The sequence below is a fragment of the Wukongibacter baidiensis genome (genome assembly GCF_050888315.1).
GTDB classification, from domain to species: domain Bacteria; phylum Bacillota; class Clostridia; order Peptostreptococcales; family Caminicellaceae; genus Wukongibacter; species Wukongibacter baidiensis.
In genome coordinates, this window is the sequence record NZ_CP138202.1 from 1,420,334 (window position 1) to 1,436,689 (window position 16,356).

General features: G+C 33.3%; 14 protein-coding genes. 3 read left to right on the forward strand and 11 right to left on the reverse strand.

Going from position 1 to position 16,356, the window contains the following annotated elements:
• The first annotated feature begins 3 nt into the window (after positions 1-3).
• The gene (locus tag R9X47_RS06640) at positions 4-480 is read left to right on the forward strand and encodes a DsrE/DsrF/DrsH-like family protein (RefSeq protein WP_432665958.1); all 477 of its coding nucleotides are present in this window, start codon (positions 4-6) and stop codon (positions 478-480) included.
• Positions 481-649: 169 nt separating this feature from the next.
• On the opposite strand, the gene R9X47_RS06645 is transcribed toward R9X47_RS06640, so the two are convergent.
• The 7 genes from R9X47_RS06645 to R9X47_RS06675 form a co-directional block, all read right to left on the reverse strand.
• On the reverse strand, positions 650-1,756 hold the full coding sequence (locus tag R9X47_RS06645) for an AI-2E family transporter (RefSeq protein WP_432665959.1): 1,107 nt from the start codon (positions 1,754-1,756) through the stop codon (positions 650-652).
• A 290-nt stretch (positions 1,757-2,046) separates the two neighbouring features.
• Positions 2,047-3,267 (reverse strand): hypothetical protein, encoded by a 1,221-nt coding sequence (locus R9X47_RS06650; protein WP_432665960.1) that lies wholly within the window; start codon positions 3,265-3,267, stop codon positions 2,047-2,049.
• Between the two features lie 160 nt (positions 3,268-3,427).
• On the reverse strand, positions 3,428-4,645 hold the full coding sequence (locus R9X47_RS06655; RefSeq protein WP_432665961.1) for a S41 family peptidase: 1,218 nt from the start codon (positions 4,643-4,645) through the stop codon (positions 3,428-3,430).
• Between the two features lie 690 nt (positions 4,646-5,335).
• Positions 5,336-6,472: a murein hydrolase activator EnvC family protein gene (locus tag R9X47_RS06660; RefSeq protein WP_432665962.1), complete on the reverse strand. Its 1,137-nt coding sequence runs from the start codon at positions 6,470-6,472 to the stop codon at positions 5,336-5,338.
• Positions 6,473-6,505: 33 nt separating this feature from the next.
• Positions 6,506-7,402, reverse strand: coding sequence for a permease-like cell division protein FtsX (gene ftsX, locus R9X47_RS06665; RefSeq protein WP_432665963.1), 897 nt, complete (start codon positions 7,400-7,402; stop codon positions 6,506-6,508).
• Positions 7,392-8,078: a cell division ATP-binding protein FtsE gene (gene ftsE / locus R9X47_RS06670; RefSeq protein ID WP_432665964.1), complete on the reverse strand. Its 687-nt coding sequence runs from the start codon at positions 8,076-8,078 to the stop codon at positions 7,392-7,394. The genes ftsX and ftsE overlap by 11 nt, the downstream gene beginning before the upstream one ends.
• Positions 8,079-8,267: 189 nt before the next feature.
• The gene (locus tag R9X47_RS06675; RefSeq protein WP_432665965.1) at positions 8,268-10,682 is read right to left on the reverse strand and encodes a Lon protease family protein; all 2,415 of its coding nucleotides are present in this window, start codon (positions 10,680-10,682) and stop codon (positions 8,268-8,270) included.
• A 347-nt stretch (positions 10,683-11,029) separates the two neighbouring features.
• Between R9X47_RS06675 and R9X47_RS06680 the strand changes: the two genes are divergently transcribed.
• Both R9X47_RS06680 and R9X47_RS06685 read left to right on the forward strand, forming a co-directional pair.
• On the forward strand, positions 11,030-11,860 hold the full coding sequence (locus R9X47_RS06680; RefSeq protein ID WP_432665966.1) for a methyl-accepting chemotaxis protein: 831 nt from the start codon (positions 11,030-11,032) through the stop codon (positions 11,858-11,860).
• A 153-nt stretch (positions 11,861-12,013) separates the two neighbouring features.
• A complete protein-coding gene (locus R9X47_RS06685; RefSeq protein ID WP_432665967.1) occupies positions 12,014-12,847 on the forward strand; it encodes a methyl-accepting chemotaxis protein in 834 nt (277 codons plus the stop codon).
• A 221-nt stretch (positions 12,848-13,068) separates the two neighbouring features.
• Here the strand turns inward: R9X47_RS06685 and phoU are convergent, their stop codons facing one another.
• From phoU to pstC, 4 genes are read right to left on the reverse strand one after another with little or no spacing between them, the layout of a single operon-like run.
• A complete protein-coding gene (gene phoU, locus R9X47_RS06690; RefSeq protein WP_432665968.1) occupies positions 13,069-13,722 on the reverse strand; it encodes a phosphate signaling complex protein PhoU in 654 nt (217 codons plus the stop codon).
• A 23-nt stretch (positions 13,723-13,745) separates the two neighbouring features.
• On the reverse strand, positions 13,746-14,495 hold the full coding sequence (gene pstB, locus R9X47_RS06695) for a phosphate ABC transporter ATP-binding protein PstB (RefSeq protein ID WP_432665969.1): 750 nt from the start codon (positions 14,493-14,495) through the stop codon (positions 13,746-13,748).
• Positions 14,496-14,528: 33 nt separating this feature from the next.
• Positions 14,529-15,356, reverse strand: coding sequence for a phosphate ABC transporter permease PstA (gene pstA, locus R9X47_RS06700; RefSeq protein WP_432665970.1), 828 nt, complete (start codon positions 15,354-15,356; stop codon positions 14,529-14,531).
• Position 15,357: 1 nt separating this feature from the next.
• Complete coding sequence (gene pstC / locus R9X47_RS06705) at positions 15,358-16,224, reverse strand: phosphate ABC transporter permease subunit PstC (RefSeq protein ID WP_432667595.1); 867 nt, start codon at positions 16,222-16,224, stop codon at positions 15,358-15,360.
• Positions 16,225-16,356: the final 132 nt, after the last annotated feature.

The following is a 16,356-nucleotide window of genomic DNA, read 5'->3' on the forward strand; positions in this document are numbered from 1 at the left end:
GAATTGCCAAAGAAAATGAGCATGATTTTATTCAGTGGCGATTATGATAAAGCCTTAGCATCATTAATTCTGGCTAATTCAGCCAAGGAACTAGATATGGATGTTAGCATGTTCTTCGGTTTCTGGGGTCTTTTCTTATTAAGAGATCCAGAAAAAATATCTGACGAAGATAAAACTGCCTACGAAAAAATGTTTGCTATGATTTCGCCTAAGGGTCCTGAGGATCTACCACTATCTAAAATGAATTTCAGCGGACTTGGGAAAGTGCTTTTAAAGGAAATGATGAAAGATGATGAAGCTCCTCCTTTAGAAGCCTTCCTAAAGGGAGCTAGAAAAAAGGGTGTAAAGTTCTACGGCTGTAAGTTGTCAATGGAAGTTATGGGTTTTAAGAAGGATGAATTGATTCCTGAGTTAGAAGTAATAGATGCTAAGGGATATATTCAAGATGCTACTGAGTCGGATATACAGTTGTTTATCTAAAAAAGGGGGGCTGCCTCATAAGAAAATCTTATGAGTACAACCCCAGGGTGTTTCAGAATGAATGAAGTTCAAGGTTTTGAGATTTCAGCGGTTTGGCTAGTACTAGTGTACGTGCCAAGTCGATGAAATTTCAAATAACGCAGAAATTCGTCATTCTGAGACGCCCTCTTTAAAATTCAACATTTTTAGCTTCCAACCTTTTGTCTACATATTTTTCAAATACAGTCTTTATAAACGCCATTATTGGTACAGCTAGGAACATCCCTAAAACTCCGAACACTCCTCCTCCAATTATAATGGCTACAATTATCCAAAATGGAGATAAACCTACCTTGTCTCCAAGAATCTTTGGACCAAGGTATAAACCGTCAAATTGCTGCAAGAATATCATAAAAACTAACACCCATAACGCTTTTATCGGACTATAAAAAAGTGTTATTATAACAGCTGGTACTGCACCGATAAAAGGTCCAAAATATGGGATCATATTGGTAATTCCAACTATTAAGCTTAATAGTATTTTATACTTAGCCCCTATTATCATTAGTCCAACAAAGCATATAGCTCCAATTATACATGAATCTATGAATTTTCCAATAATAAATCGAGAAAATAATCTATCAAGTTCAGCCCCAAAATTAATAAAATTCTTCGCCCGTTCCTCATTTAAGAATGCATATACGGTCTTTTTCATACCTGAGATAAACTTTTCCTTATCCTTTAGGAAATATATAGATATAATCATGGACAAAATCGCCTTAAACAATGCCGATGTTAAATTTATTACCTGTGATACAGCCGATGATAAAATATCATTTATATAAACAGACATCTTATCTATAATTTTATCTAGGTTTTCATCTACATAGGGGGTTATTCCATATTTATCCAATAGCTTAAGATTGTCAATTTGCTCTGTTGCCCATTGTTGAGTCTGCCCAATATACTGGGGTAAATTTTTTGCAAGCTCACCAATACTATTTGCAATACTTGGTGAAACTACAGTTATGAAGAAGGTTATCATTCCCAGCACAAGTAAATATATAATGAGTATACTTAGGCCTCTTCTTAGTCTGAATTCTTTTTCAAGTATTTTCATAAGAGGATTAAGTAAGTATGCTATTCCAAAAGCCCATATAATAGGGCTAAAAATCGTTAGTAAGTTTCTATTCATAAACAGAAAAAAATCTACTCTATTTACAATTTTATATAGTACAAATGAAATAATTAGTAAAGGTATTAAATTGATATATTTAAACTTCCATCTAGTTCCCATTTCAGTCCCCCCCTTCTACAGGTTCATATAAATTATAACATATATTGACACCTTTTCACTGATAAATATCATTTTTTTTAAAATTCAGCTAGAGTTTGACGCATCAATTTTTAGCTAAAAACTCGGATGCATCAAACATCTTTGTTTTGGTCAGATTTCTCTCCTAAAAATGATCTAAAAAAAGAAAGGGACTGTCTCATAAAGGTTTCTCATGAGTTCAGCCCCGGGGTGTTTCAGAATGAGTGAAATTTCAAATAACGCAGAAATTCGCCATTCTGAGACACCCCCTTCTATTTTTTTAATATCCGATTGATTAATTTACCTATTATACTGACATTTTCACCAGAGGCAATTACAAAGCTTGAACTTCGTGGAATAATTATTGCACCAATTGATCCTATGCCATTCAACACATCTCTATATTCTAAAATAACACTGTTTCCCTTTTGATCTATACCCTCAAGTCTAAGATGAGAGGGGATTTGTCTTAAAACATATAGTAAATCATCCTTTTCATTAATATAGTAATCATTTGCCTTCAATAAAATATACCCAGGTTTTATCCCCATTTTCTCTCCAATACTGTTCTTTTTCACATCCAGTATTGTGAGTCCTCTATGAAATTTCTTGTAAATCGGTTTTCTTCTTTTTTCTTCTCTTTGACTATAAATAATTAATGCCTCATGGGCAACGGGTGCAAACAGCGCTGCAATAAATTTAAAAATATATATGTATGATGATATTGCTGTAAGTATGAGAAGTATTATGCTATAACCTGCAAGTCTTATTGAAGATTTCTTGCTTTTTTCCCTTGGAGAAGAGGTTATAGCTATATCTCCATAACCCAGGGCTGCTATAACAACTGTTAGCTGTAGACTAATATTATCTAAAGACAGACTGGATGAGATAAATAAAGGCCACCAATTTGGTAAGTCTGTAGCTGTAGATCCTTTTAATACAACTAGCAAAACAGCAAAAGGAATAGGCCAAAATCTTTGCAAGGTAAATCCACCAACAGTTCCGTATTTATTATGTTCAATGAAAACAGGAGTAGGGTCCTTATATCCATCTATCCATATCAATATGCTCTCAATAAGATGAAGTATTGCAACTAGCGCTATAATGCTAGATACATTGATATTGGGAAACCCAAATATCAAGCTTGAAAGAGAGATAATTCCACCTGCATAGGAAAAACAGATATATCTCACGTTGATAAGCATTAAAAATATCGCTAAAGGTAAAATAAATTGAAAGTCCTTTAGTTCCACTGCAACTCCTAAGGTTGAAACTATTATCGTTCCTAGTAATCCCCCAATCAATCCAACTCCTAGCGATGCAAATACTCTTGCCTTAGCTGAAGTTTTTACCTTTCCCAAAAGTCTAGCTTCCATCTTAGCTACTTTTCTGTATTGTATGTATATCAGTAACAACACTATCCAAAAAAGCGGATTAATTATTATCGTCAATACAGATTTCAAAGATACCGTTATAAGCTCTATCCACCCCATTACCTTTTCACCTACCCCTAAAGGATATATAAGGGGTGTCTCAGAATAACGAATTTCTGTACTATTTGAAATTCTTATATTCTGAAACACCCCACAGCTAAACTCATAAAGTGTTTTTATGAGTTTAGCCTCAGTTATTATCGTGTTTTGAATTTAAAGGTTAATCTATCTTCCCTCTAATAACCTCTAAGGCCTTCTGTAGTTGCACATCTTCTTCATCAGTTAAGTCAACTTTATCCTTTAACTCATCAGGTAATTCAACTACTATATCCGGTTCTATCCCCTTCCCATGTATATAATTTCCATCTGGTGTGAAATATTGGGAAATAGTAAGTTTAAACCCAGTACCATCTGATAATTCTCTAACGGCTTGAACTAGACCTTTACCAAAGGTAGTAGTTCCGATTATGACTCCTGACTCTGTATCCTTGGTAGCCCCGGTCAATATTTCTGATGCACTAGCACTTCCCTTATTTACTAAGATAACAAAGGGATAGTCAACCTTTTTAGCATCCGAGTTTAAAAATTCTTCTTTACCATCTCTGGTTTTAGTATATACAACAACTTGTTTACCAAGTAAATGATCAGCTATTTCAACACATTCTCTAAGTGATCCTCCTGGATTATTTCTAAGGTCAATTACCAGACCCTTTATATCCTTTTCTTCTAGCTCTTTTAAGTGTTTCTTAAAGTCATCGGCAGTTTTATCGTCAAACATTGTTAGTCTTATATATCCAATCTCATTGCCTATTTTTCTAGATTTAACAGTGTTTAGTCTTATTTCTTCTCTCTTGATTGTAATCTTTAGTGGTTCTTTTCTATTATCTCTTATTATGGTCAAATCCACTTTAGTTCCAGGCTTTCCCTTCATCATTGAAACTGCTTCATCAAGCTTTGCAGCTGTAACTTCCTTATCATTCACCTTTACTATTTTGTCTCCTGTAATTATCCCAGCTCTTTCTCCTGGAGTATCTTCAATTGGTGATACAACAGTTATATATCCATCTTCACCTGGGCTTACTATAATTCCTATACCACCATAGGTACCCTGAGTGTGAGCTTTAAAGCTGGAAAATTCCGATTTAGTCATATATTCAGAATATGGGTCTTCTAGAGAACTAAAAAGTCCTTTTAAAATACCATCTTCAAATTTATCTTCTTTCGTGGTCAAATAGTAATTATCTTCTATATAGCTTTGTAAATATAGTGCCTTCTGAAATTTTTCATCTACTTCTTTCATTTTGTTATACTCTGTTTCCGAGATTAATATCTTATCTCCAACTTTAAACTGTATCAGATTACCAAATACAAAGGTTCCTAGGCTCGTAACTATTATTAAAACCAAGGCTCCAATAAACGCTGTTGTCTTTCTGATCATTAACTTCACCTCTAAGTCATTTTTGTTTGTATCCAGGGTCATATAGTAAAACTTAATTTATATGTTAGGCAATTGTATAGTTATAACTTTACACAATTGTATAATAAATAGGGTATAGCTTTAAGGATTTTAAAACTATCTATTCTTACATTCTTTACGTTGAGTATTTCTTTTTTGAAGATTGAAATCTTTACAGAATAGCTCTATTCAAAGATTCTCAAGGTTGGCTTTGTTTAAATACATAACTGAAATTATATTTATTTATAGTTTTGAGAAGTTTATAATTTCCTATGTATTGTAAAAAATACCTCGATATTTTATTCTATTAATTTTCATTATCCATTATACCATCTTTGCTATGATTACTCAAAATTTTGGTAAATTTCTAGTAGAAATTCAGGGATATCGAGGCCATTTATATTGACCATATCTCTCTTAGAGAAATTACCTCAATAAAAAAAGGAATCCTAACTTAAAGCTAGGAGCCCTTGCAGGCTGTTGAGAAACCCGAATTTCTTCGTTGCTGCTTCAATCAAGAATCCTTACGTATGTCTGTATACGCTGCGGTCTCTCACTTTCAGCGCGCCTCGAACTTCGCCTTTCTCAACAGCCTGTCATTTTGTTGACTTTGTCAACAATCTGACAGGACTCCTAACTTAGAGTTAGGAGTCCTTGTTAATCTAATATCTATTATTTAATATACTTACTTTGGATTGGGTTTACATATTTACCATTTTCACGAACCTCAAAGTGTAGATGAGGTCCCGTTGACATACCTGTACTTCCACTTTTTGCTATTGATTGCTGCTTTGTGACTTTTTGTCCCTCTTTAACAAGTAATTTGTTGTTATGGGCATATAGTGTGACTATTCCACCACCATGGTCTATCATTACTACTTTTCCGTAGCCTCCCAGCCATCCAGCATGAATAACTGTTCCACTCTGGGCTGCTACAATGTTGTTATTTGATGGAACCCTAATATCTATTCCTGTATGTAGCTTCTTCTTCTTTAAAATAGGATGTACTCTATATCCATAGGGAGATGTTATTGTTTTGTACCCAGGTGCTGGCCAAGACATTTTTCCTCCCGTGTATTTTGCAGAAGATTGCTTTCTCATTATCTCTTTTTCAAGTTTCTTTGCCAAATCGTTTAATTTGTCTTCTTCGCTTTCAAGGACCTTATGATCCTTTACAAGCTGTTCCTTGGCTCTTTGCATTTGACCTCTTGAAACCTTTAAATTCTCTTGCTTACGTTTTTCATTATTCAATAGTGCAACAAGTTCTGCCTTTTGACTTTCTAGAGTATTCTTTTTGATTTCAATTAGATCTCTTTGTTCCTTTAAATATTTGATAAGGTCCACGTCATGATTAAATATCTTTTTAACCATATCTACTCTTGTTAACAAGTCTTCAAAATTATTAGAATCAAGAAGCACTTCAACATAACCTACATCTCCGTTTTTATACATTACATTTAATCTTGAATTTAAAGTATCTTTTTTATCACCTATATTTTCTTCTGCAACAACTAATTCACCCTGAGTTACCTCTATTTTATTCTTAGTATCTACTATGTTACCATTTAAATTCTTGATTTCAGATTCAAGGTTTTGGATAGTTGATTGTAGTTTTTCTATTTTTTGTGTGATTTCCTTCTGCTCTTTTTCATTTTGTCTTTTATCCTGAGTTACTTGACTTTTTTTACTATTTGTATCATTCAGTTTATTTTTGAGATCACTTACACCCTCGAATGCAAATGATTGCAAAGCCATTAAAAGAACTGTCAAAATTGCTAACAATGAGATAAATAATTTTTTCCTTCTCATCTCCCTGTATATCCCCCTTTGCTTTAACAAATTTTATACTTTCAAATATTTTTTCATGGAAGTTATACTGCCTAATGCTCCTATTCCTGAACCTAGTACTATGAACATAAGTAATAGGTTGTCCAATATCTTCTTAACTGGTATTAAATATGCGGTCATCATAACATAAAGGTTTGCTGTAGCCATATTATAAAGATATCTATATGTGAAGAATATCAGTAAAAGTGCAAAGGCTGCACCAAACAACCCTAACATTGTTCCCTCGATAAAAAATGGCCATCTTACAAACCAATTTGTTGCTCCAACATATTTCATTATGTTTATCTCTCTTTTTCTAGCTGCAACTGTAAGTTTTATAGTATTACCTATAATAAATACCGAAATAGATATTAATACAACTATTACTATCAAACCAACTAATCTAATAAAATTAGTCATACTAATAAGTTTGTCTACTATGTCCTTATGAAACTTCACTTCATCGATATTCTCAATAGGTACAATTTTCTCGACAATCGCCTCACTAGTTTCAATGTTAGTCAAATGTATTATGTATGAATTTGGCAGTGGGTTAGTTTCTAGATCTTCCAGAAGATAACCGTATTCACCCCAACGATCTTTCATTTTTTCAAGTGCATCATTACTTGATTCAAATTCTATGTCCTGTACGTTATCTATTGCTTTTATTGTCTTACCTATTTCATCTACTCTTTCTTGGCTAATACCTTCTTCTAAGTATACCTGTATAGTATCAAACTGTTCTTTGGCACCCTCGGCCATGCTATTTATATTGAATATTAGTATGAATATCATTCCGAGAATAATAAGGGTCGCTGTAACGGACCCTATAGAGGCCAAGCTCATCATTCTATTTCTCCAGAGGTTTTTAAGTCCTTCCTTTACCATATAGCCTAAAGTCCTAATCTTCATAACCATAGCCCCCTCTTTGCTCATCCCTTGCTACAAGTCCTTTTTCGAGTGCTATAACTCTTTGCTGCATCATATCTACTATATCCTTAGCGTGGGTAGCCATGACTATTGTTGTTCCTCTTCTATTAATCTGTCTTAAGAGCCTCATAATCTCCCAGGATGTTTCAGGATCAAGATTCCCAGTAGGCTCATCGGCAATAAGTATGGGGGGATTATTTATTATGGATCGAGCAATTGATACTCTTTGTTGTTCTCCACCTGATAATTGTTCTGGATACATCTTAGCCTTACTACTAAGTCCGACTAAGCTAAGTATAGTCGGTACATTTCTCCTTATTTCCTTAGGGGTAGCTTCGACAATTTCCATAGCAAAAGCTACATTTTCATAAACCGTTTTATTGGGAAGTAGCCTAAAGTCTTGAAAAACTACGCCAATTTTTCTTCTCAGAAGAGGAACCTTCCTTCTATGAATTTTTGTAATATTTTGTCTGTCTATTACAATCTTCCCTTGGGTAGGCTCAGTTTCCTTTAAGAGCATTTTTATTAGAGTAGACTTTCCAGCCCCACTTGCTCCAACAAGAAATACAAATTCTCCCTTTTCAATTTTTATATTTATATTTGAAAGTGCCATCACACCACTTTTATATCTTTTTGAAACATTTCTTATCTCAATCATCGCATCAACTCCTATCATTATTCTTATTTCGATATTTCTCCTTCATTTCCTCCATTTTTTTTACGATAAATTCTAGTATTTTTTGACTATTTTTCCTACAATTCTTATTATATATTAAATTCCACTAAAAAAAATCTTAAAGAGAAATTTTTTAAGTAATTCTCTTTAAGATTTTTTAATAAATTAATTCTAGCTTTCTTTTTTATCTTTTTCTTTATCTTTTTGATCAGCCTTAGCTAATTCCTTGAGTTTCTTAGTTACAAGATAATGTATAGTATTTTCAGGGTAATTTCCACTTTCGTCAATTTCTCCAGCGGCTACTCCTGTAAGTATTTCTATTCCTTCATCAATTGTCTTTACTGAGTAAATATGGAACTTTCCATCTTTAACGGCTTCAATTATTTCATCTTTAAGCATCAGATTCTTTACATTTTGGTGAGGAATCATAACTCCCTGTTTACCTGTTAGACCTTTTAATTTACAGACCTTAAAGAATCCTTCAATTTTTTCGTTGACTCCACCTATTGGTTGAATACATCCACGCTGATTAACTGATCCTGTCACTGCTATATATTGTCTAATAGGAACCTTAGATATACTAGAGAGAATAGCATAAAGCTCGGTACTTGAAGCACTGTCTCCATCAACTCCTGAATATAACTGTTCAAATACTACACTAGCTGATAATGCTAAAGGCTTTTCTTGAGCATACTTTCCACCCAGATATCCACTTATTATCATTACTCCCTTGTCATGTATCTTTCCACTAGTTTTAGCTTCTCTCTCAATATTGATTATACCTGCTTTTCCTCTATAGGTGGAAACCGTAATTTTGCTTGGTTTACCAAAACTGTATTCCCCTGTCCCTGTAACGGCCAAGCCATTTATTTCACCTATCTTTTCTCCGTCAACATCAAGTAGGTAATCTCCTTCTTCAAACATTTCTATTACTTTTTCTTCGTACTTATTATTTCTAAATATTTTTTCAGCAATGGCTTTTTCAATATGCTCTACCTTAACAATATCACTGCCACTTACCTCTGCCCAACTATCAGCCTCATATAGTATCTCAACTATTTGATTAAATCTCGAACTTAACTTCTTTTGATTCGATGCTAATCTTGAACTATATTCAATAATTTTTCCTACTGCTTCACGATTAAAATGCCTAAGGTTTTCCTTTTCGCAATGGGTCGCTATAAACCTCGCCATTTTAAGCATATTCTCTTCATCCCTTGACATCTCGGTGTCAAAATCAGCCATTATTTTGAATAGCTTCTTGAACTGCTCATCATAATTGTAAAGTAGATAATAGGTATATGGATCTCCTATTAAAATAATCTTTAGCTTAATAGGTATTGGTTGTGGCTTTAGAGATGTTGTAACTACATATCCTAGCTGTTTACCTAGTCCTTCAATATTTATTTCACCTGTAACAAGGGCTCTCTTGAGTCCATTCCAAGCAAAGTTATTACTTAATAAATCTTTTGCATGAAGAATCAAATAGCCTCCATTCGCTTCATGTAAAGCACCAGGCTTGATTTGTGTGAAGTCAGTCTTCATTACACCCATTTCATTCTTATATTCTACACTCCCGACTAAATTATAGTAGGTTGGATTAGATTCCATAATTACAGGAGCGCATTTTCTTTCGCTATTATCTATAAAAAGATTTACTTTATATCTATCAAAGAAACCAACATTTGATTTCATTTGGAACATAGCTAATGGGTTATTTGAAGGTTCATCATTATCTTTTTTGAACTTATCAATATGCTCAACAATATCATTCTGAAGCATATGAAAATAGTCGGTTGTTTTGTCATTGTAATTGAATTTCTTTTTTAGTTTTTCTATATGAAAATCAACAACTTTGCGAGCCGTTTCAGCGTCCAACTCTTTAAGCTTTCCTCTATAATCTTCCTCTAATTCCCTAAGTTCATTAAAAATATCCAACGATTCTAGGCTTAATTTATTGCCTTTCTTCTTTAATTCTTCGAAGGCTTCAGGAGCAAGTCCCCTATAGTCTTCTTCACTCATAGGCTGTCCTTCTTTAAGTGGCAAGCTTATTAAGCCTTTATCGGTCTGGGTGAATCTGAAATCATATTTCGCTGCAATCTCGTTAAGTTTTTTCATATACTGTTCTGTAATGCTCTCATATTGCTGTATTAAAATATTTCTTGTATTTTCATAATCTTTACTAATAAAAGCATTTTCAACTTCTTTCTTAAGCTTTTTTATTATGTCTTCTATATCCTTTACAAATGTCTTACCTTGTCCTGCTTTAAGATTTAGCGCTAGTGGACTATGGGGGTTTTTAAAATTATATACGTATACCCAATCATCTGGTACTTCTTTTTTAGAAGCCTTTTCATCGGCTATTAATTTCACATAGCTATTTCTTCCAGTACCACTTTGGCCAGATACAAAAATGTTGTAGCCCTTTTTCTTTATTGACAAACCAAAGTCTAATGCATTTGATGCTCTTTCTTGACCTATAATACCTTGAAGTGGAGTTAAATCAGCGGTACTATCAAAATTGAAGCACTTTGTATCACATTGATTATTCAATTTGCTTAAAGGAACTTTAAATCTGTCTATCATAAAAACACTCCCTTTTTAAACAACTATGTATTTTTTGAATATTCTATAGTTTTTTATACCCCTTTGTATTTATATCTACACAATTTATTTGTCTTTTCTTCATAAAACGCTTCTTATATTCTAAACTTATTAATTATTTAGTATTTTACTTATGATGCTTTTATAATTTAATATTTGTCATTGCCTACAAAAAAATTATTATATCTGCAAAGTTTGTATTCCAATTATTTGCATTTCTTTTAATTTTTATCACAACATTAGGTAAATTTTGTCGCCTATTTAATTTTTTTGTTATATAATTATATCAAACCCAGATTATACGATATTTTTTTGAAGGAGTTGACACTATGGAAAACAGTAATACAAGAATAATTGACTCTTTTATTGAAGTAGGCAGATATTTAAAAGACATACTTGACGAAGATGCTATAGTATCCGTATCTGATACACAGCATATCTTAAAATATTATCCTGGAGATGAGCTGGATATTAAAGATGAAGAAGGCACTGCTTTAAAAAGCGGAGATGTAATGTTCGAATGTATTAATAATAATAGTAAAATAGTAAAAAATGTTCCGGCAGAAGTCTTTGGAATTCCCTTTAAATCAATAGTGATTCCTATAAGAAATAATAATGGAATCTGCATAGGTAGTATTGGCATAGGTAGGAGTCTTAAAAAACAAGATAGACTTAATAATCTTTCTGAGAGCGTCTCCTCAGCTTTACAAGAAATAACCACTAGCATAGATACGATTTCCTTAGGAGCCCACAAAATCGCAGAATCTTCAAGTGATATCTCTCTAAAAAGTGAGGATGCAAAGAAACAGGTAGGTCAAACTGATGCGATTTTACAATACATAAAGAATATTTCAGATCAGACCAATATGCTAGGTTTAAATGCTGCTATAGAAGCTGCTAGGGCAGGCGAACACGGTAGAGGCTTTTCGGTAGTTGCTGAGGAAATTAGGAAGCTTTCCGATGAAACTAAAAAAGCTGTTGGTAATATAAAAAATATTTTAGAAAGTATAAAATTATCCGTTGACGATATGTCTTTATCCGTAAGCAATACAAGCTCCGTTACAAAAACTCAAGCTGAAACTACTGAGCAGATCGTAGCAGCAATTGAAGAACTTAATTCTACATCTCAGCTTTTAGCTGATTTAGCTAAGGATTTATAAAACTTAATAAATCAACATATTTTTGTATCAATTCCAATTTTCAACGTTATTATTTGTAAATTTTTCAATCTTATAATGTACGTGTCGATTTTTCTTAATATTTGTTATATTATTAATCCAATAACTAATTTCGTTGAAAGGGAGTTGTTTCATTTGATTGAGAAAGAAAGTAATATTTTAGATTCTTTTATTGATGTTGCTGATTATCTTAAAGATATGTTTAATGAAGATGTTCTTATCACTATATCTGATCGAAATTTAATATTAAAACATATTCCTGGCGATGAATTGAAATTTGATGAGGAAGTAGAAAACACCCATGTACGAGAAGAAGATTCAATGCATGATTGTATTATGGATAATAAGAAAATCATAGAAATTATTCCAGAAGAACTTTTTGGTATACCTTTAAAATCTATTTCAATACCTATTAGAGATAATGAAGGCAACTGCATAGGAAGCATCGCTATAGGAAAAAGTCTAAAAAAGCAAAATAAACTTATCGACCTTTCTCAAAATACTGCTGCCGCTCTACAAGAAATAACTGCAAGTATTGACGAAATATCCCATGGAGCCCATAAAATCGCTGAATCTTCAAATGATATATCTTTAAAAAGTGAGGATGCAAAAAAACAAGTGGGTCAAACCGATGCAATTTTACAATACATAAAGAATATTTCAGATCAGACCAATATGCTGGGTTTAAATGCTGCTATAGAAGCAGCTAGAGCAGGCGAACACGGCAGGGGCTTTTCAGTGGTTGCTGAAGAAATTAGAAAGCTTTCCGATGAAACTAAAAAAGCTGTTGGTAATATCAAAAATATTTTAGAAAGTATAAAATTATCTGTTGACGACATGTCTTTATCAGTAAGTAATACAAACTCAGTTACAAAGACTCAAGCTGAAACTACTGAGCAGATCGTAGCAGCAATTGAAGAACTTAATTCTACATCTCAGCTTTTAGCTGATTTGGCTAAGGATTTATAAGAGTTGATAATTTAGAATCTAAAAACGGCTAAACCAATTTAACCGCTTTTAGTAGTTACAAATATATTCAAGTTCTTACCTAACTTGGGGTCTTTGGATATTTCATTTGAGTGATTTTTATCAGTCTGTTTTTTCCTACAAAGCTATATAGAAAAACAGGCTGATTGCATGAACGAAAAGGAAATATCCAAAGTCCTCGAAGTATGAACTATCGCAAGAAGTTAGTTTATTTCTACTTTTTCTCCATCCACTATATATATAATCCTCTCACATATATTCGTTATGTGATCAGCCATTCTTTCTAAATATCTTCCTACAAATAGGAGTTTTGTACCTTGATTAATATTTCGAGAATCTGAGTGTATCATCATTAGTATTTCAGTATAGATATCTTTGTATAAATTGTCTATCAATTCGTCTTCTCTTCCAACCCTATACGCTAAACCAGCATCTTCATTAACAAAGCTAGTTTTAGAATTCTGTAGCATACCTAATATTATATCTCTCATCTTAGGTATATCTACTAGAGGTTTAATATGGGCTTCATCACCTATCTTTATTGTTTCCTTAGATATATTAACACAAAAGTCTCCAACTCTTTCTAGATCCGTAATTATTTTAGATATAGAAAAAATTATTCTCAAGTGTTTAGCCATCGGCTGTTGAAGTGCAATGAGTTCTATGGTCTTTTCTTCAATACTTTCTAGTAATTCATCTATATTATCGTCAAGTCTTATAACTTCACGGGCTAAATTCACATCCTTACTGGTAAGAGAATCAACGGATTGTATAATTAATTCTTCAACACTTTCCATCATCTTTACTACTTCTTCTTTCAGTGACGTAATTGACGCCTCAAAATTATTTCTAACCAATTGCATAACCTCCCTTAAATTTTCTACCCAAATCTACCTGTAATGTAGTCCTCGGTTCTCTTATCTTCAGGTGTCGTAAATATTCTGCTTGTTTCACCAAACTCAACTAATTCTCCCATTAGGAAAAATGCAGTATTGTCAGATATTCTAGCCGCTTGCTGCATAGAGTGGGTAACAATTACAATAGTATAATCCTTTTTAAGTGATTGTATTAGGTTTTCTATCTTTGAGGTAGCTATAGGATCTAGTGCCGATGTTGGCTCATCCATTAAAAGAACCTCTGGTTCTACGGCAAGAGCTCTAGCAATACAAAGTCTCTGTTGTTGTCCACCAGAAAGTCCTAGTGCATTAGTCTTTAAACGATCTTTAACTTCATCCCATAGGGCTGCACCCGTCAAGCTTTTCTCAACTATTTCATCTAAAACAGATTTCTTTCTAATTCCATGGCTTCTTGGTCCATAGGCAATATTATCATAAATACTCATTGGAAAAGGATTTGGTTTTTGAAATACCATTCCTACTCTCTTCCTAAGTTTAATTACATCTATATTTTTATAAATATCCTGCCCTTCAAGCTTAACTTCTCCATTTATAGTTACACCCTCAATTAGATCATTCATACGATTTAATGTTCTTAAAAAGGTAGATTTTCCACATCCCGATGGTCCAATGAAAGCTGTAACCATTTTCTCCTTTATATCCATATCTATACCGTGCAGAGCCTGGAAAGTTCCATAAAATAGATCCAAATTTCTTATAGTTAATTTATTCATAGTTTTAATTCCACTCCTCTATTCTTTCAAGTATTATGCCTTACCTTTGCTGAACTTGGCAGCTAAGCGGTTTGCAGTAAGGTTTATAAGAGCAACAATAATTACTAGAATGGTTGCAGTAGCATAGGCCTTGTTAAATGATATACCTTCCTTTGCTAAAAGATATAGATGTACCGTCAAGGTTCTTCCCGATGCCTTTATCCCATTTGGTATTCTTGGCGCCATCCCGGCTGTCATATATACTGCTGCGGTTTCACCAACAATCCTTCCTACACTTAGGATGACAGCAGTAATTATCCCTGGCATAGCTGTAGGAAGAATTACTTTGAAAATTGTCCTCAGTTTAGATGTTCCAAGAGCTAAGCTACCCTCTCTATATGCCTTTGGTACAGATTTTAATGCTTCCTCAGTAGTACGAACTATTGTTGGAAGTACCATTATGCTCAAAGTAATTGCTCCTGCTAAAATTGAAAAACCTAATTTTAGAGTAACTACAAGAAAAATCATTCCAAACAAACCAAATATAATTGAAGGAATACCTGCAAGACTCTCTGTTGCAAATCTTATTATACGTACTATCTTACCTGGCTTAGCATATTCAACTAAATATATAGCTGCACATACTCCTATAGGTGTTGATATTACAACCGATAATAGTACTATATATATTGTACTTATTATCATTGGGAAGATTCCGCCTTCTTCACCCTTTGGGGCAGTAGTAAGATATTCTAGATTGATTTCACCTATTCCGTTTTTTATTACATATACCAGTATCCATACTAAAATCCCTACTGTTATAAGTGACGATGCCCAAATAATAATTTTTATCACATTATCTATGAATCTACTTTGTTTCAATCTACTCACCTGCCTTATGGGTAACTACATTTAAGAATATGTTTAAGATCATTATAAAGATAAACAATATTACACCAGTAGCAAACAACGCTTCTTGATGCAGTCCAAATGCATATCCCATCTCTATAGCTATGTTCGCAGTCATAGGACGTACTCGATCAAGTAACGAGCTAGGTATTAAAGAAGTATTTCCTGCCACAAGTATTACAGCCATGGTTTCTCCTATTGCTCTTCCTATCCCTAATACTACTGCAGCTAAAATTCCTGATTTAGCAGCTGGTATAATAACTTTAAAAATTGTTTGAATATGAGAAGCCCCTAAAGCTAAGGAGCCCTGCTTATACTCCTTTGGTACCGCTCTGATAGATGTTTCCGATATATTTACAACCGTTGGCAAAATCATAATCGATAGAATAATTATAGCCGCCAACAAACTATTTCCTCCGCCTCCCCAGACATCATCTATAATTGGTACGATTACAACGAGTCCAAAAAAACCATATACTACTGAAGGAATACCTGCTAGCAGTTCTACTGCTGGACGAATTATCTTAGCCAACCAATCAGGAGCAATTTCTGCTAAGAACACCGCTGTTAAAATTCCAATCGGAACACCTAGTATAATTGCACCTAATGTTGCGTATATAGATGCTACTATCATTGGAAATATACCAAAGATATCTGCTTCTGGCATCCATTCCTTCCCAAATAAAAAGTCAACTAAACCAATTTTAAATATTGCAGGACCACCTTTGATAAATATAAATAGGGTTATTATCACTACGGATAATATTGCTACACAGGCACATATCAAAAATAATTTTTCAATGATTCCTTCAAATATTTTTCTCTTTTTATTTTCTTCCATCTTTATTTCTGAGTTATTTCCTATCGTTTCCTTTAAAATACCTGTACTCATCTATTACCACCTCCACAATATGCAATAGAAGTTAATTTAAACACGCAGACAGACCCCACCTAAATTGTGGAGTCTCAGATT